This is a genomic window from Synechococcus sp. N19 (assembly GCF_900474045.1).
Taxonomy (GTDB): Bacteria; Cyanobacteriota; Cyanobacteriia; order PCC-6307; family Cyanobiaceae; genus Parasynechococcus.
The window spans coordinates 77,336-98,069 of record NZ_UCNR01000005.1; the positions used below are offsets into that span (position 1 = coordinate 77,336).

Genomic DNA, 20,734 nt, shown 5'->3' on the forward strand with positions numbered 1-20,734 from the left:
AACACGTTGGTGAAAGCCACCGGCCTGTTGTGTCCCCCGAACGTCGTCAGAAATTGGCCCAGCTGCTGGTGCGCAAAGCCGCCGCTGTTGAAAGCATCAACCAGGAACATCGGGCCTACTTCTTCCGCCGTCAGGCCGGCGAGCCCTTGGTGATTTCCAACGAACGCATGCGCGAAATGCTCGACGAGTTGTTCGACTAACGCAGCTGGGCCAGAAGCGGGCCGTACAGCAGCTGACACGCCTCCTGGAATCCGGCCTGATCCATCAATTGCTCCGCAGCGATCTCCGTGCCGAAGCAGAGCTGCATCACCGGGGTGGCCCCTTCGTCCTGCCAGGTCTTGCGGAAGTCCTGCGGCCCCTCCCCCGGTTTGCGCCGGTCTTTGGCGACCATCTGCCAGCCGCTCTTCGGGGGGACAGGCCAGCACCGATCCAGCCCCTGTTGCGCCAGCCGAGCCAGCTGCAGCAGCTGGTGCTCGGCTTCAGCCGTCGGCAACGCCGACCAGCGCAGATGCACCTCGGCGCCGGCAACCCGGGTGCTTCGGGCCACCACCGCTGAGCCGGCAGCAGGCGCCAATCCCTCAGCGCACAGCAACAGATGCTGCAACCAGCCGCGCATCACCGCCGCGGCCGTGAGCATTCCGGGCTGCACCACCACCTGGGTGTCACCGGCGTAGAGCAGGGGCATCGGCAGGCCGGCGAGCACAGGCACCTCCCGGCGGCAGGGACCAAGCGATGCCAACTGCCGTTGCAGGGCTTGCCAACGCTGCTGCAGTTCCTCCTGCTCAAGGGCCGCACCAGCCCCCGCCGGCAGCACACCCTGGCCCGCCAGCAACGTTGGCCAATCCGGAGACGATCCAAGAATGAACTGCTCGTCAAGCTCGTGGTTGAGCAGCAGATAGCGCTGCAGGCCCTCCAACTCGAGCGCCTCGAAATCCTCCACCGCCTCAATGCCTTCCCCAGGCCGCAACCCCCGTGCCTGCAACCAGACCTTCTGGGGCTGCTGCATCCAGGCCAGCAACGCTTCAGGGTCCAGGGCCAGGTCATCTCCATCACGTCCCTCGGCCTCTGCCTCGTCATCGACATCGACATCGACATCGACATCGACATCGTTCAGGTCTTGCTGCCAGAGCGATGCCCAGGCCAGCCCCTGGACCTGATCCGACGCCGGAGCACGATCCAGGCAGCGCCGGGCCTCCAACTGGCGGCGATCACAGCTGAGCGGCGCCTCGGGCCGAAAGTTCTCTCTGGAGAGGGGGTTGGCCGCCGGCGTGATCAACAATCCCTCCGTGGAGGAACCGGCCCGTTGCAACTGCTCCTGCAGCACCGCAAGCCACTGTTCCACCGGCGCAGCAGGCGGCTGGGGCTCACCGGTGCGCTCCAGCCGCCCGCACCAGCTGATCAGCAGATGACGGCGTGCCGACATCAAGGCCTCCAGCAGCACGTAGCGGTCCTGGTCGCTGCTGCGGGGATCCCCGAGACGCCGTTGCTGCTCGAGCAAGTGAAAACCAGGGCGGCGACCCGGGCGCGGAAAGTCGGCGCTGTCGAGGCCCATCAAGACCACCACTTTGTGGGGAATCGCCCGCATCGGCTCCAGGGCACTGATGGTGAGGGCACCACTGCGGTGACCGAAGCGACCGCTGTCCACTGACAAGGCCTCCTGCAGCACCTCCAAGGCCACGGCTGCATCGAGGTCCAGGGGGCAATCATGGGCCCGCAATCGCCACTCCTCAAGGGCCGCCGCCCAGCTCTGCGACTCATCGGCCCAGGCCCCACCCTCAGCGAACAGCTCCTGCAACAGGGACTGCAGCAGCTGCACCCAGTCATGGCACGGCCGGGGCTGTCGGAGGCGATCGAACATCCGCGCCAAACGATCCAACAGCGTCCACCAACGCACCAGGCGATCGGGATCCAGCTCCTGCTGGAACGGAGCCGCCCCTGCTGGAGCCAGGCCCGGCTCCACCGGCAGCACCAGGCCCAGCAGCCAACGGTCGAGACACCAACGCAGGCTGTGCACCTCATCCCCGCCCCGCTCGCGGGCATCCAAGCCCCAGCGAAAACCACTGCGTTGCAGTGTCTGGGTGATCAGCACCGCCTCCTCCGGCGTGAGTCCCTGCTGGCCCTGCAGGGCCGGATTGGCCAGCAAACGTTCCAGCCCCGTGGCAGTGAGGCGTGTGGCCGCCAGCTCCAGCAACGTGAACATCGCCATCGACAACCCCGGACTGCTCTGCTGACTGCGGTCGGTGAGACGCCAGGGCAAATCCACACCGATGGCCGCCGTGTCGTTGAACACGGAGCTGAGAAGGGGTGCATAGCGCTCAATCTGCGGCGTCATCACCAGCACATCCCGGGGCGCGAGATCGGGATCGGCCGCCAGCCACTGCAGGATGCGATCACGCACCAATTGCACCTCCCGCCAAGATCCCGGTGCCGCTTGAAACAGCAGCGACTGATCGTCGGAGGAACGCTCCAGTGCGGGGACGCTGTCGGCATCCACCAGCTGCTGCTGAAGCTGATCGAGCAGGGTGGGCTGGCGCTCTTCCGCTGCGGCCATCTGCAGGGAACCTGCAAACAGATCCCCTTCGCGTCGTTCCCCCAGCTGCGCTTCACCGGAGCCCTCCAGCAACTGCTGAAATTCGGCACCCATCCGCCCAAGAACAGCCTCCAGGCGCGGCGCCTCCGCCAACCACCCCCCATCGGGCGGAACCAGCCAGTCATCCCCGAGCGAGGCACGCCGACTGCCACAGCGTTGCCACAGATCCGGACACGGAGTGAGCAAGTAGATCTCCACCTCCAGCAGACCGGACAGGGCCTGAATCAGATCCACCTGCACCGGTGCCAGGGCACTGATGCCAAACAGCCGCAACCGCTCCGGCAGCAGGGCTGGATCAACGTCTCCTCGCCGGAGCCGATCGACGGCCTCATGCACCTGCAGGCCAAAGGGAGCCCGGGGAAGACGTTGGGCCAGCAGTCGCCAGAGCACGGGCTGCCAGTCGTCATCGGGCCGCGGCTGTTTCCACTGCTCCAGTTGGTCGGGGCGGTAAAGGGCGTAATCGTCCATGGCATCGGCGATGGTGCGTGCCAGCTGCCAACGGTCCCGCGTCAACCCCGAGACGGTTCCTTCACGCTGGGTGAGCCAGACCCGTAGCGGCTGGGCGACGGGCTGCTCCAACAGCTCCGGCAGCAGTTCGAGCACAGCCCACACCAACTGGCCCGCCCGCCAGGGATCGTCCTCCTGCGCTGGGAGATGCAGCACCTGGCGCACCAGCTGCCGCAGGCGACTGCCCGGGAAGGGGAACCGCACCAGGGAACTGATGCCATTGGCCATGGCCAGCTGTTCCCCCAACCATCGGCTGGTGGGCCACGTGTTGACCATAACCTCCACCGTTTCAAGGGGGCCCGGCTGCTGCTCGATCAACTGACGGGAGAGCAAGCGAGCCAGAAATTCAGCCCTGTTGCTTCGGTAAACCGTCAGCAAGGGCCAACTCCAGCCAGCACGGCATCGGTTGCAGCTCCTTCAACCTGAACGACCGCATCCGTTTGCGGGCAGTAGGCAGATAAACACCCGCCGTAGACCGCACCGGTGTCGATCAGAACAATCGCGCCAAGGCGTTCCACCTGGGGACGGGGCGTATGGCCCACAACAACCTGGCCAAAACGACCGTCATAGGCCTCCCAGAAGGGATCACGAATGGAGAGGTCCGGTTGACCCGCTGCATCGAACCCGGCATGGGTGGCGCACCAACCGTCACCGCAATAGACGAGCGGGAGCTGTTGCAGGCGCGGCAACCATTGGCGAGCGCTGCTGTCGCCCAACTGGGCATAGGTGGCGTGCTGACTCAAGCCGTATTGGGATTTTAGGGCATCAATGAGGTCTTGCTCATGGTTCCCGCGCAGCCACGTGGCACGGCCGGCCTGGACCAGATCCCAGACCAGATTCATCGTGGCGGGAATGGCCTCACCACGGTTGATCACATCCCCGCAGAAGACCAGATGGTCGTTCGGCGGCAGGGTGGCGAGCAGTTGGCATAGGGGCTGATAGCAGCCATGCACATCTCCAATCACCCAGTGCCGGCGGCTGTGCAGGTTCAAAGCAACAACCTGGAGATGCGTCAATTCTGATGCTCAGCCAGGCAGCGCCAAGAATCCGGCATGCAGATCAGAACAAACCGAGAAAGCGCTTGCGTTCCTTGGGTTGGCTCGGGTCTGGCTTGGGTTTTTCGGGGGTTTCCCTGCGGTAGCGGGGCTTGGCATCACCAACGGTGACCAGGGGATCGTTGTTCTTAAACCAGATCCAGTCGCGAATCGGCGGCGTCTCCGTGAGATCACGGCGGGTCAGCCCCAACCCCAGCTTGGCCGAAGCCCCCAGCAGGATGTCCACCATCGCGTCCCCGTCGGGACAGGTGGCCAAGGCCTTGTTGGTTTTCTCCGCACCATCGAGGGCCTGCACCAGGAGTGCAATGCGCTGCTGAACGGGAAGGGAACTGGGATTCATCAGACGGCACCGGCAAGGGCATCGGGAATCCCCGCGGAGGGAGCTTCAAAGGTCCCCACAGCCACATACTCCAAACGGAGTTTGAGGAAGGTGATGAAGGTGGGATCGGTGGACACCACAGCGGCAGCGGGCTGGGGAATGGTTGCCTTGAGCTCAGCCAGCTCAGGAGAAGAGAGGAAAGCCGGTTGCTTCACCAGCCAGAAATCGATGGTCTTGCCGGTTTCGGCGTAGTTGCGTTGGCGCTCCCGCAGCACTTCCTCCAACGGCTCCTCCACGGTGAGGAAGCGCTCGCTGGCTGCAACGAAGTGATAGGTGGTCATCCGGGCGCCTGTCCGAAAAGGGGATCAAGGCGGGGATTCTGAACCAAGACCTTCATATCCCGCACAGCCTGTTGCAGTCCGACGGCGACAGAGCGGGCCACGATCGTGTGGCCAATGTTGAGTTCTTCCATCCCAGGGATGGCCGCGATGGGCTCAACGTTCTGATACGTAAGGCCATGGCCGGCATTGACCCGCAGACCGAACTGCCGGGCGATGGCCGTCCCCTCCTGCAAGCGCGCCAGCTCCTGGGGCTGGGTGCTCCAGTCGGCATCGGCATAGCGCCCGGTGTGCAATTCCACCCAGCAAGCCCCAGTTGCTTTGCAGGCCTGGAGTTGGGTGGCCTCCGGATCCACAAACAGGCTCACAGGTATCCCGGCGGCCTGAAGGGTTTGCACCATGGCCCCCAGGGAGGCCTCTTGTCCGGCCACATCCAGGCCCCCCTCCGTGGTGACCTCCTCCCGCCGTTCCGGCACCAGGGTGACCATGTCGGGCTTGATCCGCAGCGCAATCGCCACCATCTCCTCGGTGGCGGCCATTTCCAGGTTGAGGCGGGAGCGCACGGTCTGGCGCAGCAACTCCACATCCCGATCCTGGATGTGACGCCGGTCTTCCCTCAGATGCACGGTGATCCCATCGGCCCCACCGAGTTCGGCCAGCAGTGCCATCGACACCGGGTCTGGCTCGACGGTCCGCCGCGCTTCACGGATGTTGGCGATGTGGTCGATATTGACGCCGAGGCTGGCCATGACGGGGCTGTCGTTGGCCGGATCCTATGCAGCTTTGCCTGGGGGATTTAGGTTCTCAGGCATCGAATCCGATCAGCCCGTTGCAAGCGGCCCTGGCGACCCGAGAAAACAGCCTGCGTGTCGGCATCGACAGCTTCTGGGCCCCCCTGGCGATGTTCACCACCCAGGATCTGGCGCTGCGCCTTCAATTCCGTGAGCGTCTAGTGCTCAACGCAGAGCATCTCCCCCATCAGGGCCCGGTGCTGCTGGCACCGACGCACCGCGCCCGCTGGGATGCCCTGATGCTGCCGATGGCCGCAGGCCGTCGGGTCAGTGGCCGCGACTGCCGCTTCATGGTGACCACCACCGAAATGCGGGGGCTGCAGGGCTGGTTCCTACAACGGCTCGGCTGCTTCCCGGTGGACCAGGGACGGCCTTCGATGACCACCCTGCGTCTGGCCATCGACCTGTTGGCCGACGGACAGCAAGTGGTGATGTTCCCCGAAGGCAGGATTCACCGGCAGGACGCGGCGATTGAGCTGCGGCCCGGCCTGGTGCGTCTGGCCCAACTGGCCCAGAGCCGCGGCGTTTCCGTTCCTGTGGTTCCCGTTGGCTTGGGCTACAGCCAGGCACCACCGAGGCCCTTCAGCCGGGCAGCGCTCTGTTTCGGAGCACCGCTCAGCGTGCCAGCCAAGGGAGATCGAGAAGCGACGCGGCAGTTCAACAGCGAACTCGCTGCGGCGATGCATACGGCTGAACAAGCGGCCCGTGCTGCCGTTGGCCGACCGCTTCAGAGCTTCTAAAGTCCGCCCAAGTTTTCTTGCTGGTTTCATGGGTTGTCGCGCATTGCTGACGACTGCTGCACTGGTGGCAACCCTGGGCGTCACCGCAGCTCCCGGCATCGCCCAAACTTCAGCCGAGAACCGTGTTCTGGCTCAGAGCCAGGGTGGATTCAACCCGACGGCCGTTCGTTCGATGCTGGCTAAGGGCGATGCAGCAGCCAGCCGGGGGGACCTGGCCGAGGCGCGGGCTGATTACGACAAAGCCCGCAAAGCCTCCATGCAGCTCCAGGCCTTCTATCGCGACCTAAGTGGTGCCTTCCGTGGGCTTGATGCTCGGATCCCCCGCGAGATGGACACCAAGGGCCGTGAAGCCCTGGAACTGCTGGCGGAAACCAACCTCCGCCTGGCAGCCCTGTTCCGCCGTCAGAACCAGCCCGAGGTGGCTGTTCCGGTGCTGGTCGAAGTGGTCAAGCTGATGACGCCGGCCAAACCCCAGGGTCAGAAGGCTTATCAGAGCCTGCTGGAACTGGGCTTCGTTGAAACCGAATTCCGGGGTGCATCGGCTGCCGGCCAATGAGCCGGTCTGTCAGCATCTGAGCCAGTCCTCTTTTGCACAACCGCCGCCATGGTGCAGCCGGATGCCGTTGAAGCCGCGATCCAACAGGTCATTCCTGACGCCAACGTCACTGTTGAAGACCTCACCGGTGGCGGTGATCACCTCCAGGTGACGGTGGTGTCGTCTGCTTTTGCTGGCCTTTCACGCATCCGTCAGCATCAAATGGTGTACGGCGCGCTGCAGCAGGAATTGGCCAGCGAAGCGATTCACGCCCTCGCCCTCAACACCTCAACCCCTTCGGACGCTGCGTCCGCTTAACGCCAACTAACGCTCAACGATGGACCCCTCCACCAAAGCTCGCATCGAAACTCTGGTCGCTTCCAGTCCGATCTTCGTATTCATGAAGGGCTCCAAGCTGATGCCCCAGTGCGGATTCTCAAACAATGTGGTGCAGATCCTGCACTCCCTCGGTGTGGCATTCGAGACATTTGACGTTCTCTCTGATCCAGAGATTCGTCAGGGAATCAAAGAATTTTCCAGCTGGCCTACCATCCCCCAGGTCTACGTGAAGGGGGAATTCATCGGTGGTTCCGACATCCTGATCGAGATGTACAACTCCGGAGAACTTCGCGAAAAGCTGGAAATCGCTCTCGCTAGCTAACTCAATAGCCCTCGGGATGGCGCATATATAAGGTGCTCACATCCCCGTCAGGGCCAATAAAGCTGGAGGGATCCAGGATCCAGCGATCAATCAATTGCTCAAGACGATGCTGAGAGCGGGGATCAAGCGATCCTGACTTCCGCAATGCATGCAGGTAGCCATCGGAGTACAGCCGCAGCTCCGACGGTGTGTGATATCTCGTCGTCAGCTCCTGACAGGCATCGCAGAGCGATTGGAAATGGCGGATGGCTTCAGGGTCGTCGAGTGATGTCATGTGATACAACAGCAGCCCCTGCTACCAGCCTGCCAGGAATTTCGGCTTAGCGTAGGCGCGCCCGGGCCGATCCAGTGACCTCCACTCCCCACGACCTCACGGCGGAAGCATCTGCAGCCAGCTCTGATCCGGTGGTGATGCCAAGTGCAAGCACCGGTCAGGAACCTTCGAGAGTGTTGGTGGTCGAGCCGCACCCCACCCTGCGTACTGTGCTGGTGCAGCGGCTGCGTCAGGACGGTCATCTCACCGCAGCAGTGGCCAACGCCGCTGAAGCCTTGGAAGTTTGTCAGGAACAGTCTCCCGATCTCCTGGTGAGTGCAGAACTGCTGGAGCGCAGCTCCGCCCTGCGCTTGGCGGAGCAGCTGCGTTGCCCTGTGATTGTGCTGACCGCACGGGCCGGAGCCGAGCCGGTGGTGGGCCTGCTGGATGACGGTGCAGACGATGTGCTGCGCAAACCCTTTGGCCTCGAGGAACTGGCCGCCCGCTGCCGCACCCTGCTCAAGCGGGGGCACAGCGGCCTGCAGGAGCGGGTCACCGTTGGGCCTCTGGAGGTTCATCTGCTCCTCCGCCAGGTGACGCTGCGGGAGCAGCCGGTGGAGCTCAGCCCCCGCGAATTTGCCCTGCTTTGTGCACTCTTGATGCCGCCTGGTCTGGTGCGCAGCCGGCAGGAACTGCTGCGAATGGCTTGGCCTCCCTTCAGCGGTGGCCCCCGTTCGGTGGACACTCAGGTGTTGACACTGCGCCGCAAGCTGGAGCAGGCCGGTCTTGGCGAGGGCGGTGGAATCACCACCGTGCGTCAGCGGGGCTACCGCTTCAGCCTCGACAATCTGCCGGCCAGCTGAATGAAGTGAATTCATTCCAGTCAGCGACTGGAATTCTGGGGTCAGGGTCCATCAACGCCACCCCGAAGCAACCTTGATGCTCAAGTCCTCAGAAGAGCCCTAATTCGTCTTGTGGTGACGCAGGGCCTGCTTCAGCTGAGCCTCTTTGGTCGGGACCAGATGGTGCGAGGTCACCCAACCCAATTCACAGAGGTGATTCGAGCAGACCTTGAGCTGAACCGTGCCGCAGGGGAGGTTGGTGAGTTCGGTTGTCATCCGATCGGAAAAACTGCATCGATTTCAACGTCTGAGCGACCCATGGCAACGCCAGACATCTGGACAAAATCAAGAGTTGTTTGCGGGAGCGTCTTCATTGCTTGATCAGCGCAGCCGGGTCAACATGGCGCTGTCGACACCCGGGAGCCCCCGCCGTGATCGGATTAACCAGGCTGTATTGCAACCAGGGAGAGAGATTTCTCCTCATCGATGTTGCCTCAGAAGAGGCTCCAACACGAGCCGAAGAGCTGCTCAACGAGGGCTGGGAGATCGAAGCGGCAATACCGGTCTGAAGCGAGACAGCGTTTTACGTCCGGATTGGGAGTGGCTGGTGGGATGACGTCCCTGGAATGGGGGAGCTGCGCTGGTGAACAAATCCCTCAAACGGGGGAGTTGCTCTCAGACAGGAACGGAGATGGTGTGCTCAGACAGGAGAACAGGATGCTTCCATTGCTCAGCATCGCCTACATGCAAGTGGATTGCTGATGCCTGAACGATGGCGTCGGGGAGCCTGATGCCTGCCGAGGGCGTCTCTGAAACAGGCTGAGAGCCATACAAGACCCGTCAACGGAAAGCAGGAGGCGCGGATTGTCGCCATCCATCTCCCGACCAAACCTCACACACTTCACCCCGTCAGCAATGGCGGGGTTTTTATTGCATACCCAGATGAGGGATGCGATCCGTTGAAAAAATCCCTCAACTCAGGGAGTTAATTCCCTATTGGAACGGAGATGGTGTGAATACAGGGCTGAAGCCCACAGATCAAGCATGGAGGAATGATCATGAAAACCACAACTCTCGGAATCGCAATCGGAACTGCAATCGCTGCCCTTGGTCTTGCGATCACTGCTGTTCCCGAAGCCAAGGCAGGTGGTGTTTATTGGATCAACAATGGTGGAGGCGGTGTCGTCATCAATCGCGGCACCACCTACTGTCCCCACGGTTATTACAACTACGGACCGAACTATTACAGAGGTCGCGGTGTTGTTGCAGGTCCCAATGGTGCCTGTGCTCGCGGTTACTACTGTCGTGGTGGATGCGTCCGTTACTGATCCATCGATCGATAGCAAATCAAGCCATTTCACCCCGTCAGCACTGGCGGGGTTTTCTATTGAAAGAAACAGCTCTGATCAGCCTGGATAACCGGCCGGCAAACTGATCCAGCCCTGGGCCAGCGCCAGAGACGTGACCAGTTCGCCGGCGATCATGAGCACGGCCAATCCAGCCAAGAGCTGATACGTCCAGGGCGGCGTGAGTCGGCCGATGCCCTTGGTCGACACAGGGGTGTTGGCGGCCAGCAGCTCCAGGAATCGATCGAAGCGCTCGATGCGTTGCGGCAGGAGCTGGTGGCGCAGATCGACTGCCTTCACGTAATACACCGTTCCCCCCTGACTGGTGCCAACGGGAACCAGGGCCCGAATGTCCTGCCAACGCATGGACCAGCCGCGCCGCAGCAACCAGCGGATCCAGGGGGGGTAACGCACCTGAATGCCTTCGGCATCGGTCTCCACCCGTTCACTCAACAGACCGATCACCAACACCAAGCCCAGCAGCAGCCCTGCCACCATCAGCCAGCGCGACTCCGCAGGGGCCAGCAATGGCAAAGGCAGCACCAAGGCCCCATACAGGCTGAGCAAGGTGAAGCGGATCAGGGGCGATAACCCGAAACGTTCGATGCCGTTCATCGGTCGTCTGGAGAACCGGGCAGCGGTTCAATCAGTTCAGACGGTTGGTAGGTGCCACCAAACACCTCCTGTTCACGCCCCTTCCAGAACTGACCGAGCCGCATCAGATCGGCATGGGCCTCCTGCACCTTCTCGAGGTAGAGCTGAGGATCCATCGAGTCCTTGGATTCCTTGAGCTTCTTGAGCCGCAGCATCTGCAGATTCCAGGGCTTGGTCAGCTCGCCCCTCTGCTCGAGGTAGCGGGCCAGATCGTCCGACGACGGCTGAAACTCAGGCGGCATCCCAACTCCTATAGACGATCACGCTAGGAAGAAGATCAGGCCGGCAGCGCCCAGGGATTGAGGCCCAGGTCGGCCCCAACCCGATGGGCACAGGCAAACCCACTGAAGGCCACAGCGTTGAGGCCCTGGCCGGGGAAACAGGAATCACCCACGCAATAGAGGTTTTTCAGGCCCGTGCGGTTGAACGGCATTGGCAGCAGTCCCGGCAATTGCATCGCCGGAATCGGGCCGTAGCTGCCCTGAAAGCGACCCAGAAAACGCCGGTGGCTGCGGGGCGTACCGATTTCCTTGTGGGTGATGGCATCGGCGAGGCCGGGAAGGATCGCCTCCAGGCGCTGGATCAACCGTGCAGCATCCGCCTCCTTTTTCTTGCGGTACTGGCTGGGGGTCAGGCCCTGCCAGGCCTCCATCGATGAGGGCGTGAAGGTGTGAACGATGTGATGCCCGGCCGGGGCCAGATCCGGATCCAGCAGCGAGGGCATCGACACGAAGATCACCCCCTGCTCGTCCTCCATCCGGTTCCAGTCTTCGAGCAGGAGGTGATGGCAGTGGGTGCCGGCCGGAATCAGGTCAGCCCGAACCCCCAGATGCAGCGAAAGGAACGAAGGGGAAGGCACATAACGCTTGCGCCAGAACTGCTCCTTGCCCGGCGTGTGGGCGGCATCCACCAGGGCCTGGCCGGAGCGGCGCTGCTCATCACCCGCTCCTGAGAATCCTGAGAAGGTGTCCCAGCGGGTTGCATTGGAGATGACACGCTTGGCGCGGATGACCTCGCCATCGGCCAGCTTCACACCAACCGCCAAATCGTTCTCGATCAACACCTCGGTGACTCGAGCCTTGTAGCGAATGGCGCCGCCGTGACGTTCCAATCCCTTCACCAGCTTTTCGGCGATCACGCCGACGCCTCCCTTGGGGTAGTTGATCCCGCCCGCATGCCGATCGGAAAACACCATGCCGGCATTGATCATTGGCGTGCGATCCGCCGGCATCACCGACCAGCAGAAGCACTCGATATCGATGAACTTGAGCAGCTGCTCATCCTTGATGTGTTCGCGGGCCACCGCACCGACGTTGAACGGCAGCCAGCGGGCCAGCCCCAGACAGGCCAGTGGTGCCTTAAAGAACACCTTGGTGAGGTAGGCCGGATCCTCCAGCGAGAGAAGCGGCATGGCATCAAGGCAATTGAACACCTGCCAGCAGGTGTCGTAGAAGCGGCGGATCCCCTTCGCCTCATGGGGAAACCGCGCCGTGAGATCGGCGATAAACTGCTCGTAGTCGCGATCCACGGCGATGCGCAGCCCACCCGGCATGTGGTACTCGAGCTGGGCGGGGTCGGGGATGGTCTCGCAGTGCTCCCCCACATCGGCGAGGGCCCGGGTGAGCAGGTTGGTGAAACCCTTCTTGCCAAAGCCGAAGATCATCGAGGCCCCCACATCGAAGGTGTAGCCCTCGCGTTTGAAGGCACCACCACTGCCGCCGGGGATCAGATACTGCTCCAAAACGAGGGTCTTGGCTCCCTTGGCCGCCAACTGACTGGCGGTGACCAAACCACCGATGCCGGAACCGATCACAACGGCATCCCACTGCTGGTTCTCGCTCATGGCATCGCTTCTTTGGGGGTGACGCTAAGTGGCCGTCTGCGGCCTTGGATCCTGGCGGTGAATCGGCGGCATCACCGTGAGGATCACCTCAGAGCGCACCGGACGTCCGAGTTCGGCACTGCAGCGGGCATCGATGTGATGGCGCAACCCATCAATCACCCGACTTTCCTGGGGCTGCAGCGGATTGATGTAAACCACGACAAAGGCCGTGCGGCCGAGCTGCTGCACCGTGAAATCCATCATCTGCAGCTGAAGCCCCACCAGCTCCTGCATCAACACCATGCGGGTGCGCTGGAGCACATCCGGGTCAGCAGCACAGCCCGCGGCCTGGACCATGGCATCCCGCAGCGCCGCCAGCGGTTCGCGCAGCAAGGCCAGGCTCACCGCCAGCACCAGCAGGGCATCGGTGATCGGCGCAAGGACAGACAACGGCGTTGCCAAGAGCAGCGGCGACGCCAGCAAGGCCAGACCCGTGGCCAGGGTGATCACGGCATCGATCCGGGCATTGCGGGCCTCTGTGAGCAGCAGCAGCGACACACGACCCGTGCGGCGCCAATCCCGGCGGTGCCGCCAGGCCAGCAGTCCACACAGCGCCGTCATCAAAGAGGTGTAGAGCGCCACCGGCTCCAGATGCAGCGGCGCAATGCTGTTCCCCCGCCACCAATCGATCAAGGTGGAGCAGGAGCTGCCGACGCCAAAGCCGATCACCCCGAGCAGCACCAGGGAGCGAAACAGCACATACAGGGCTTCCTGGCCTTCGTAGCCGTAGGGCCAGGCTCGATCCGGTGGCCGCACCACGTTGCGGCTGATGCGACTGGCAATCAAGGACGACCCCACCAATACGGCGGAATAAAGGCCGTCCAACAGCAGGGCCGAGGATCCGGTGAGCACATGGGCGGAAAACCCAGCCAGGGCCATCACTGCGTTGGCTCCAACACCGAAGCGCAGCGAGCGCTGTTCGATCCGGCGAGCCTCCACAGGGGATGTCATGCCGTCACGGTCTGGGGTTGGAGGGCCCGCATCGGCTCCAAGTCCTGCAGGGCACGATCGCGGTAGGCGCCATAGCGCGCTCGCTTGTCACGAATGCGTTCCGGCAGCTCCGGCAACAAACCGAAGTTGGGGGGCATCGGCTGGAACTTGGCCGTTGGTGCCTCGCTGACGAAATGGGTGAGGGCTCCACTCATGCAGGTGGCCGGCAAATCAATGGGCTCCAGGCCCAGGGCCAGCCGGGCCGCATTGGTGCCGGCCAACCAGCCACCGGCCACGGCGGCGGCATAGCCCTCGGTGCCGGTGATCTGGCCTGCCGCCAGGAGGTTGGGGCGCTGGCGGAACTGCAGGGTGGGCTGCAGCAGCTGCGGCGACTCCAGGAAGGTGTTGCGGTGCATCACCCCGAAGCGCACGAATTCCGCCTGGCCCAGCCCGGGGATCATCTGCAGAACTCGCTTCTGCTCACCCCATTTGAGATTCGTCTGGAAACCCACGAGATTCCAGAGGCGCCCGTCCTTGTCTTCCTGCCGTAGCTGCACCACCGCGTAGGCGCGCTTGGCGCGGCGCACATCGCGATCGTTCACATCGCCCCAACGGGGATCCCAGAGCCCGATCGGCTTCAGGGGGCCATAACGCATGGTGTCTTCACCACGACGCGCCAACTCCTCAATCGGCAGGCAGCCCTCAAAGAAGGTGGCGTCGTTCTTGTCGAAGTCTTTGAGTTCCGCCTGTTCCGCCTCCAGCAGGGCCTGGCGGAACGCCAGGTACTGCTCCTTGTCCATCGGACAGTTGATGTAGTCGGCATCCCCCTTGTCGTAGCGGCTGGCGCGGAATGCCACCGACAGATCGATGCTGTCCCCATGCACGATCGGACTGGCCGCATCAAAGAAGTGGCAGTCGGCACGGCCGGTGAACTGGCGCAGATCCTCCGCCAACGGTTCACTCGTGAGCGGCCCCGTCGCCAAAACGGTGATCGCATCCTCCGGCGGTAGAGCCTGCTGCTCACGCCGTTCAATCGTGACCAGAGGATGGTGGTCGAGAGCTTCAGTGAGGGCAGCGCTGTAGCGACCGCGATCCACGGCCAAGGCTCCGCCGGCCGGCACGGCATGGGTGTCGGCCGTGCCGATCACCAAAGAGCCAAGTCTACGTAGTTCCTCCTGCAGCAAACCTGCGGCACGGTCGCTGCTCAGAGCGCCAAAGCTGTTGCTGCACACCAATTCAGCGAAATCACTGCTGTGGTGCGCAGGGGAGCGTCGAATTGGGCGCATCTCCACCAGAGTCACCGCAACCCCTGCTCGGGCGATCTGCCAGGCCGCCTCAGTACCTGCCAGACCGGCACCAAGAACGATGACATGGGGAGATTGAGACAACCGGCTGCATCAAGCAGCCTTCAGCCTACGAAGCTCGCTTGCCTGGATCAGGCGCGGCTTCGCTTGAGCATCAGCTGCAGCTGACCCACAGCCGCACGGCCGATGTTGAAAGCAGCCCAGCTGACGGCGGCCAGGATCGGGGCAACCACCAGGAATAGGCGTGCATCAATACCCAGAACCTGGCCCGTGGTGATCACGCTGAAGGCCGAGTAACCGACGATCACCAGGATGAGGACCAGACCGATGGCAACTCGGACCATTCTTGAAAACGGAAATCTGTGTTGCCGATCTTACGGACTTCTCCGTTGATCCCACGACCTTCCTGGAAAGCTGATCGAATTCGCAGCAATCAAAGGAGTGTGTTCAAGGCCTGATCTGGGCGTGGGAGGCCGCCAATTGCGCGTAGCGCCGGGCATGGCAGCGCTGTTGATCAATCGCCTCAGGCGATAACTCCCGCTTCACCGCCGCTGGCGCGCCCATCACCAGGGTTCCGGGAGGCACATCCTTGGTGACAACAGAACCAGCCGCCACCAGGGCGCCCGCACCGACGGTGACGCCATTGAGAACGATGGCCCCAATGCCCACCAGGCATCCATCCTCGAGCGTGGCGCCGTGAATGACAGCCCTGTGCCCCACGGTGACATCAGCACCGAGGCGAACCGGCTGCCCCGGATCGCCATGGAGCACGGCACCGTCTTGAACATTGCTGCCTGCTCCGATGCTGATCTGCTCGAGATCGCCGCGCGCAACGGCCGTGGGCCAGAGGCTGCTGCCCGCTGCCATCTGCACATTGCCAATCACGACGGCGGATTCAGCAACCCAGGCGTTGGCATCAATCTGGGGATCGAGCCAGGGCTTGGAGCCAGTCATGGCCATGGTTCAGCAGCCACCAGTCTCCCCGGCGACCTGAGTGATAACCTCATTTGGTGCCGAATTGGCATGCCCAAGCGGGCACGGGTCGCTAGCTCAGCGGTAGAGCATCCGGCTTTTAACCGGCTGGTCCTGAGTTCGAATCTCAGGCGACCCATATCCACGATTTGATGTCGTCTCGTGACTCAACCGATCCGACGACCGAGCGGCTGTTAGAAAGCCGTGAATTTCTGATCAGGCCAACATTTCGGATGGCGTATTTCGCATTCTTTGGCGTCACGATTCTTCTGGCATTGCTGGGTGGTTTGTTTTCTCGAGTGGCCGCAGAGCGCTACTGGATGTGATCGGCGGAAGAGGCACCAGCAGACGTGGCTGAGGTTGATCTCGCCGTTATCGGTGCAGGGCTTGCTGGCTGCAGCCTGATTGGCCGGCTCCAGCAGCTGGGATCCGATCTCAACATCGCTTTGATCGAGGCCGGCCGGGGGCCAGGTGGACGCACGGCCACCCGCAGAAGACGCGGCCAACGTGGCTGGCTGCTCAACCATGGAGCACCTGGGTTCAACCTCAGTGAATCCATGCCTAAGGGGATGGATTCACTGCTGAAGCCGTTGCGGGAAGAGGGTGTGCTTCAGCGGGACGATCGAGCTGTGCTTTCGCTCGATATCGAAGCCGGTTTGTCGCCTGCCACTAGCCCAGACGCCTTGCCAAATGGTGGCTGGTGGCATGGTGTTCCCAGCATGGCCAGCATCTGCGAGGCGCTTCTCGATACGGCTGGCACCGCGCAACTGAGCCGTCAGTTCGAAACCCGTGTGCGCTGGCTGGAGCGCCGCAAGGACCATTGGCTGCTGGAGAACGAGGATCGAACCTGGAGCCTCAGGGCCAAACGCCTTGTGCTCAGTGGAACCCTGCTGGCCCATCCCCGCTCACTGAAGATGCTCGCCTGGGATGACGTCCCCCTGCGCACAGCCGTTACAGAAGGCGTGGATGACGACCTCGACAAGACACTGAGCCTGCTGCAACACAGCCAAGCTGATGTGCGCTGGAACCTGATGGTGGATCTGGGCATGCTCGCGCTCAACGTTGAGGAGCTACCCGCTCAGATCTGGTTGGACGACGACGCCAAGGCGCGCTGGAAGGTGGAACGCATCGTGCTGCAGCCCCAAAGCGATGGTCGCTGGGGGCTTGTGGTGCATGGATTGGATTCCGGGGAAGCAATCACGCCCGAAAGCCAGGGGCACCTGCTGGCTCAGGAGCAACAGCGCCTGGAGGAGCTGTTGCCCGAACTTCTGCAAGCCCTGCCGGTTGTTTCAGCTGCGTTGAACCAGGCGACGCCGTTGGGTGTGATGCGCTGGGGCGCCTCACGGCCCCTCAACAACCCCTTGCCACAAGAACTGCAGTGGTGCCCCACCAGCGCCGTGGGGTTCTGTGGCGACTGGATCGCAGGGACTGGCTTCGGCCGAGCGGAGGGAGCGATCAGCAGCGGCGTCAACCTGGCTGAACGGCTGCACGCTGACCGCTAATCTCTGTATGCGCCGGGGAGTGGCGCAGTTTGGTAGCGCGCTTGCTTTGGGAGCTCCAAAAGTCCCAAGCCCGAACGCAGTTACCGCAAGGTTTCTGAGCACCTCGACAACTCAAGCGAGTGACAGCGAGTGACAAGTGCTTTTCAGCGCGCTTGCTTGTCTGAAGCAAACAGCCCTGGTGGGGTTTGACAGTGCTGCTAACTTTTCAGCACTGGACGCAATCCCGCTTCGGCGTGGTCTGGTACTTGCAAAGCAATTAACCGATCCAGCCAAAGCCGCTTCGGCGTGTGGATGGTTTTTGCGTAATACCAACTGAACAATGACCAACTCTCAGAAGCAGCAGACCACTGCTGTCGAATGGCCTACTCGCCCACAAAACGAGTGGGATCTTGGCTCTGTCACAACGGAGTACTGCCTCAACGGCAAGCTCTCTCGCCGCAAACTCATGTTCATGAAACTTGCGTATGAACGGGAGATTGAGGCGATCCGGCGCATTGCCGCAGCCTTCATGACTCACCAACACACACTGAGTTTCTCTTTCATCGCGAAAGAGGAAATCCTCAAAGGTCGTGGTCAGTGGGGTCACACTGATGATCCGCAGATGACACGTGAGGCATGGGAAGCCCTAATGGGGCGCGATTTTGAGCCTGACGACTATTTGCTGCCGACCGATCAAACGATTACGGCAATGGCTGCGTTGATCCTGGATAAGGAGATGCCAGTTCAAGAGCCTGAGTGGCCTCACATTGATGTCTACGACGACGCCGTCTGCGACTTTGGGGACTCCTGATGGTTAGTTGAGGGACGAACCAGCCGCAATGGTTGCGGTGTTGAGCCTCTTCGAGGGTCATGGCTTTTGGCTCAAACGTCATAAACCGGACCACCCTCAAGAGCAGTCAGCTGGTCTTTGAGGCTCTTCAACGCATCAGCAACCTCTCGTTCGGTCTTGCCCTTCTCGACAATCGCGAAAAGGGTTTTGACCGCTTCGATCTTTGAGTACGGCTTACAGCGCCCGTCGCGAATGATGTCGATAAGACATTGAGCTGCTTCGGGTGCTGCCTCAATCAGGATCGAGTGGCTCTGATCCAGTTGGTCTTGCAGACAGCCATCCAGACACGCTTTCGCGTCTGGGTGCCGCTGCATAAACCCTCTGACGCGAGTTGCAGTTGTACCGGCACGATCTGCTGCTGCTTTCCAAGTGAGGCCCTGGCTGCGCGCTTGTATTGCAATTCGAATGTCGGGAGGAAGCTCTCGCGTTTCGATTGCAGGTCTACCCCGACCTTCTTTAGTTGGGGTCTCTGTCATTCAGAGATGCCCCAAGCGGCTCTTGCTTGAGCTGCTGCGCGCTCACTAACGGGTGAAGCAGCCATACGACCAAGCAGACCCATTGATCGGAATTCATTCGATCGCTGAACCTGCTGTTCGTAGATCGCTTTCTCACGAGCCCTGGTGGCCTCACGAGCACGATCAATGATCGTTTGACGGTGCTGATCTGCTTCTGCTGCATACGCATCCATGTGTGCAGCACGAAGAGCAGCTGCGTCTTCGGGAAAGACCTGACCATTCAGCAACCGTTGCTGGATGTCAGCTGGAAGTGGTGCACCTTGGCCGCCAAACAATCGCTGCCAAAGCTGCGGGTTGCTTTGCCTGATAGCCATTTCTGCACTCAGACCCAATTCACCCGGTTTCTTTGGCATCGGGGGTACCTGCACACCAGGAAACAAGTTCTGGAAGGTGCTTACAAAGTCTTGGAGGTTGTCGGTCATCAGAAGTTACGCAGATTTGGTGGGCGGAGAGTATGCAGCTCTTTTATTTGTGGGCAGCGTTGATCTCTCAAAACTTCGGGTGGGACACCCTGGGTCTGCCACTTTCGAAAGGCCATTAATGACCAAGCATCTTGGCTAGATGTGCTGTACGGGAAGATCATTCGAGCTGCTGAGTTGCAGCGGCTCATAATCCTCCAGGTGTCAGCATCTAGATTCCAGTCATCATCACCCATAGAGTTATCAACTCTTCTCAAAGTATAGAACTAAATAAACCTTGGGGTGTCCCAAGGGTTGCGATTACTCTCTCGCCTATGTATGCTGTTTAAGTAAGTTCCCCGCGCGACGATTACATAAGCAAAAGTTGCAACCCTACCCCCATCTATTGCAACTACTGATAACAAGTATACTGATTAACCTAATCGCAAACAATACACATCAGTGATAACAGTATTCATGATTGCTATCTCGCATGATTGCGAAAAACGCTGATACTAATTAGTACGCCATAAGCAACAATCTGGGTTCAACTGCTGCTCTAATACACAAATGAGCACAGTCTCCTCGGAGACAGGCTCTGAACCTCGACAATCTGTTTGCTTATGAAGGTCAATCGATCTGGACAAGCCCAGATACTCGATGACGTACAGCTCGACCAGTTAGCAGCAGCGATGCCAGCAGGTCCACATCGGATCGCTTGCTTACTCACTCGGTACACCGCTTGTCGGATTTCCGAGTGCTTAGCTCTGCGCTGGGGCTACATCGCCAATGGTGTGGTCGTCTTCCCAGGATCAATCACAAAGTCCGGCAAGACCAGAGAAGTAGACATTCATCCTCGCTTGAGTTGCGCCTTAGATCAGTGGCGAACCGAATGGTCGGACTACCGACTAAACGGCAAACCAATTCATGAACGTGTGGATATTGCACAAGGAGCCCTGCCCGGGGCAGATCATTTCCTGTTTCCCGGTCTTGGCTTTGCAACCCACATGAAACGGCAAAGTTACGACCGGGTATTACGGCGAACATTGGAAGAACTCGCCATTAAAGGCGCGAGTTCACATTCAATGCGCCGAAGCTCGCTTACCAAGCTGGCTGATGCCGGAACACCACTGCGCCACATCATGGAAGTCTCTGGTCACCAAAGCTTGGATGTCCTTTCGCGCTATCTCGGCTGTACGCCAAAGCAGAGACGGGCTGCCATCAATACCCTATGAATGGGCCGTTACCTAACTACATGAATGGGTGTAGTTGGGTAACACTTTCACGCATCAATTTCTCGCGGTTTTTAGGTTCTGCGCATGTAATTGCCTATTTCCAATGTCTTTTGTATCTTCTCAACACCAAAAACGCGCAAATGCTCAACTTGAACAATTAGCGCGTGAAGCTGAGATCGAAACCAACAGAAGACGGCTAGAAATTGTGGAATTACGGCGGCTAGAGCGTTGGCGGCACAAGCCTGCTCAGTCTTGAGCTGTTTTTTTGTGCCAGTCCAACGGCGGTTCAATCTTGTAGGTCAGGGTGTATTCACCAATCGGCTCTTCAGGACGTGACTCGTCAAAGATGCGCACCATCCTCAGAGTGGGTGGCTTCTTAACCCGTTGAAGACGGTCTACCTGGCGCTGTAACGCCATCAGGTCGCGGTACTGACTCATGGTTTTTTCTGTGAGAAAAGCGCCGCCGTCTAAATGGCGAAAAACTGCGTCAAAGGTGTCCCGGACATCATGCGGGTCAATTCCATTATCGCTGAAAT

The 20,734-nt window shown here is 60.9% G+C and carries 28 protein-coding genes and 1 tRNA gene; 12 read left to right on the plus strand and 17 right to left on the minus strand.

Annotated features, from left to right (window positions below; translation table 11 throughout):
* Nucleotides 1-29: 29 nt before the first annotated feature.
* The gene (locus DXY02_RS12355; RefSeq protein ID WP_170951446.1) at nucleotides 30-200 is read left to right on the plus strand and encodes a hypothetical protein; all 171 of its coding nucleotides are present in this window, start codon (nucleotides 30-32) and stop codon (nucleotides 198-200) included.
* Here the strand turns inward: DXY02_RS12355 and DXY02_RS02275 are convergent.
* From DXY02_RS02275 to DXY02_RS02295, 5 genes are all read right to left on the minus strand, one after another.
* A complete protein-coding gene (locus DXY02_RS02275; protein WP_114987828.1) occupies nucleotides 197-3,475 on the minus strand; it encodes an exodeoxyribonuclease V subunit gamma in 3,279 nt (1,092 codons plus the stop codon). The two genes, DXY02_RS12355 and DXY02_RS02275, sit on opposite strands and share 4 nt — an antisense overlap.
* Nucleotides 3,469-4,089 carry a metallophosphoesterase gene (locus DXY02_RS02280; protein ID WP_114988002.1) on the minus strand — a complete coding sequence of 207 codons (621 nt, stop codon included), beginning with the start codon at nucleotides 4,087-4,089 and terminating at the stop codon, nucleotides 3,469-3,471. Before DXY02_RS02280 ends, DXY02_RS02275 begins: the two co-directional genes overlap by 7 nt.
* A 67-nt stretch (nucleotides 4,090-4,156) precedes the next feature.
* Nucleotides 4,157-4,492: a hypothetical protein gene (locus DXY02_RS02285; protein WP_114987829.1), complete on the minus strand. Its 336-nt coding sequence runs from the start codon at nucleotides 4,490-4,492 to the stop codon at nucleotides 4,157-4,159.
* Nucleotides 4,492-4,812, minus strand: a complete 321-nt coding sequence (locus tag DXY02_RS02290) for an MgPME-cyclase complex family protein (protein ID WP_114987831.1) — start codon at nucleotides 4,810-4,812, stop codon at nucleotides 4,492-4,494. The genes DXY02_RS02285 and DXY02_RS02290 overlap by 1 nt, the downstream gene beginning before the upstream one ends.
* Nucleotides 4,809-5,558 (minus strand): pyridoxine 5'-phosphate synthase, encoded by a 750-nt coding sequence (locus DXY02_RS02295; protein ID WP_114987832.1) that lies wholly within the window; start codon nucleotides 5,556-5,558, stop codon nucleotides 4,809-4,811. The genes DXY02_RS02290 and DXY02_RS02295 overlap by 4 nt, the downstream gene beginning before the upstream one ends.
* Before the next feature lie 26 nt (nucleotides 5,559-5,584).
* On the opposite strand from DXY02_RS02295, the gene DXY02_RS02300 reads away from it, so the two are divergent.
* From DXY02_RS02300 to grxD, 4 genes are read left to right on the plus strand one after another with little or no spacing between them, the layout of a single operon-like run.
* Complete coding sequence (locus DXY02_RS02300; RefSeq protein ID WP_170951447.1) at nucleotides 5,585-6,340, plus strand: 1-acyl-sn-glycerol-3-phosphate acyltransferase; 756 nt, start codon at nucleotides 5,585-5,587, stop codon at nucleotides 6,338-6,340.
* Between the two features lie 28 nt (nucleotides 6,341-6,368).
* Nucleotides 6,369-6,896 (plus strand): hypothetical protein, encoded by a 528-nt coding sequence (locus DXY02_RS02305; protein WP_114987833.1) that lies wholly within the window; start codon nucleotides 6,369-6,371, stop codon nucleotides 6,894-6,896.
* Nucleotides 6,897-6,944: 48 nt separating this feature from the next.
* On the plus strand, nucleotides 6,945-7,193 hold the full coding sequence (locus DXY02_RS02310) for a BolA family protein (protein WP_114987834.1): 249 nt from the start codon (nucleotides 6,945-6,947) through the stop codon (nucleotides 7,191-7,193).
* Between the two features lie 19 nt (nucleotides 7,194-7,212).
* Complete coding sequence (gene grxD / locus DXY02_RS02315; RefSeq protein ID WP_006851683.1) at nucleotides 7,213-7,536, plus strand: Grx4 family monothiol glutaredoxin; 324 nt, start codon at nucleotides 7,213-7,215, stop codon at nucleotides 7,534-7,536.
* A gap of 1 nt (nucleotide 7,537) precedes the next feature.
* Here grxD and DXY02_RS02320 read toward each other — a convergent pair whose 3' ends face one another.
* On the minus strand, nucleotides 7,538-7,810 hold the full coding sequence (locus DXY02_RS02320; protein WP_114987835.1) for a DUF6761 family protein: 273 nt from the start codon (nucleotides 7,808-7,810) through the stop codon (nucleotides 7,538-7,540).
* A gap of 74 nt (nucleotides 7,811-7,884) precedes the next feature.
* Here DXY02_RS02320 and DXY02_RS02325 point away from each other — a divergent pair, with 74 nt between their 5' ends.
* Complete coding sequence (locus DXY02_RS02325) at nucleotides 7,885-8,652, plus strand: response regulator transcription factor (RefSeq protein WP_114987836.1); 768 nt, start codon at nucleotides 7,885-7,887, stop codon at nucleotides 8,650-8,652.
* A 99-nt stretch (nucleotides 8,653-8,751) separates the two neighbouring features.
* On the opposite strand, the gene DXY02_RS12360 is transcribed toward DXY02_RS02325, so the two are convergent.
* Entirely contained in the window at nucleotides 8,752-8,907 is a 156-nt protein-coding gene (locus DXY02_RS12360) for a hypothetical protein (protein WP_170951448.1), read from the minus strand.
* A gap of 782 nt (nucleotides 8,908-9,689) precedes the next feature.
* On the opposite strand from DXY02_RS12360, the gene DXY02_RS02330 reads away from it, so the two are divergent.
* Nucleotides 9,690-9,959, plus strand: coding sequence for a hypothetical protein (locus DXY02_RS02330; RefSeq protein ID WP_137024357.1), 270 nt, complete (start codon nucleotides 9,690-9,692; stop codon nucleotides 9,957-9,959).
* A gap of 78 nt (nucleotides 9,960-10,037) precedes the next feature.
* Here DXY02_RS02330 and DXY02_RS02335 read toward each other — a convergent pair whose 3' ends face one another.
* From DXY02_RS02335 to DXY02_RS02365, 7 genes are all read right to left on the minus strand, one after another.
* Complete coding sequence (locus DXY02_RS02335; RefSeq protein WP_114987838.1) at nucleotides 10,038-10,592, minus strand: hypothetical protein; 555 nt, start codon at nucleotides 10,590-10,592, stop codon at nucleotides 10,038-10,040.
* Nucleotides 10,589-10,873, minus strand: coding sequence for a hypothetical protein (locus DXY02_RS02340; RefSeq protein ID WP_114987839.1), 285 nt, complete (start codon nucleotides 10,871-10,873; stop codon nucleotides 10,589-10,591). Before DXY02_RS02340 ends, DXY02_RS02335 begins: the two co-directional genes overlap by 4 nt.
* A 35-nt stretch (nucleotides 10,874-10,908) precedes the next feature.
* The gene (gene crtH / locus DXY02_RS02345; protein WP_114987840.1) at nucleotides 10,909-12,474 is read right to left on the minus strand and encodes a carotenoid isomerase; all 1,566 of its coding nucleotides are present in this window, start codon (nucleotides 12,472-12,474) and stop codon (nucleotides 10,909-10,911) included.
* Between the two features lie 24 nt (nucleotides 12,475-12,498).
* Entirely contained in the window at nucleotides 12,499-13,464 is a 966-nt protein-coding gene (locus tag DXY02_RS02350; RefSeq protein WP_114987841.1) for a cation transporter, read from the minus strand.
* A complete protein-coding gene (gene trmFO, locus DXY02_RS02355; RefSeq protein WP_114987842.1) occupies nucleotides 13,461-14,831 on the minus strand; it encodes an FADH(2)-oxidizing methylenetetrahydrofolate--tRNA-(uracil(54)-C(5))-methyltransferase TrmFO in 1,371 nt (456 codons plus the stop codon). The genes DXY02_RS02350 and trmFO overlap by 4 nt, the downstream gene beginning before the upstream one ends.
* A 47-nt stretch (nucleotides 14,832-14,878) precedes the next feature.
* The gene (locus DXY02_RS12365; RefSeq protein WP_025362202.1) at nucleotides 14,879-15,001 is read right to left on the minus strand and encodes a photosystem II protein Y; all 123 of its coding nucleotides are present in this window, start codon (nucleotides 14,999-15,001) and stop codon (nucleotides 14,879-14,881) included.
* A gap of 193 nt (nucleotides 15,002-15,194) precedes the next feature.
* Nucleotides 15,195-15,707, minus strand: a complete 513-nt coding sequence (locus DXY02_RS02365) for a gamma carbonic anhydrase family protein (RefSeq protein ID WP_114987843.1) — start codon at nucleotides 15,705-15,707, stop codon at nucleotides 15,195-15,197.
* 79 nt (nucleotides 15,708-15,786) lie between these two features.
* On the opposite strand from DXY02_RS02365, the gene DXY02_RS02370 reads away from it, so the two are divergent.
* The 4 genes from DXY02_RS02370 to DXY02_RS02380 all read left to right on the plus strand — a co-directional run bounded on the left by DXY02_RS02370 (nucleotide 15,787) and on the right by DXY02_RS02380 (nucleotide 18,011).
* A tRNA-Lys gene (locus DXY02_RS02370) sits at nucleotides 15,787-15,858 on the plus strand.
* Between the two features lie 13 nt (nucleotides 15,859-15,871).
* The gene (locus DXY02_RS12370; RefSeq protein ID WP_170951449.1) at nucleotides 15,872-16,045 is read left to right on the plus strand and encodes a hypothetical protein; all 174 of its coding nucleotides are present in this window, start codon (nucleotides 15,872-15,874) and stop codon (nucleotides 16,043-16,045) included.
* A gap of 24 nt (nucleotides 16,046-16,069) precedes the next feature.
* On the plus strand, nucleotides 16,070-17,221 hold the full coding sequence (locus DXY02_RS02375; RefSeq protein WP_114987844.1) for an NAD(P)-binding protein: 1,152 nt from the start codon (nucleotides 16,070-16,072) through the stop codon (nucleotides 17,219-17,221).
* Nucleotides 17,222-17,540: 319 nt separating this feature from the next.
* Nucleotides 17,541-18,011, plus strand: coding sequence for a hypothetical protein (locus tag DXY02_RS02380; RefSeq protein WP_114987845.1), 471 nt, complete (start codon nucleotides 17,541-17,543; stop codon nucleotides 18,009-18,011).
* Between the two features lie 71 nt (nucleotides 18,012-18,082).
* Here DXY02_RS02380 and DXY02_RS12075 read toward each other — a convergent pair whose 3' ends face one another.
* Both DXY02_RS12075 and DXY02_RS02390 read right to left on the minus strand, forming a co-directional pair.
* Nucleotides 18,083-18,526 (minus strand): hypothetical protein, encoded by a 444-nt coding sequence (locus DXY02_RS12075; RefSeq protein WP_137024359.1) that lies wholly within the window; start codon nucleotides 18,524-18,526, stop codon nucleotides 18,083-18,085.
* Nucleotides 18,523-18,987: a hypothetical protein gene (locus tag DXY02_RS02390; protein ID WP_114987847.1), complete on the minus strand. Its 465-nt coding sequence runs from the start codon at nucleotides 18,985-18,987 to the stop codon at nucleotides 18,523-18,525. Before DXY02_RS02390 ends, DXY02_RS12075 begins: the two co-directional genes overlap by 4 nt.
* A gap of 599 nt (nucleotides 18,988-19,586) precedes the next feature.
* Here DXY02_RS02390 and DXY02_RS02395 point away from each other — a divergent pair.
* Entirely contained in the window at nucleotides 19,587-20,198 is a 612-nt protein-coding gene (locus DXY02_RS02395; RefSeq protein ID WP_114987848.1) for a site-specific integrase, read from the plus strand.
* Nucleotides 20,199-20,444: 246 nt separating this feature from the next.
* Here DXY02_RS02395 and DXY02_RS12080 read toward each other — a convergent pair whose 3' ends face one another.
* Entirely contained in the window at nucleotides 20,445-20,636 is a 192-nt protein-coding gene (locus DXY02_RS12080) for a hypothetical protein (protein WP_137024361.1), read from the minus strand.
* Nucleotides 20,637-20,734: the final 98 nt, after the last annotated feature.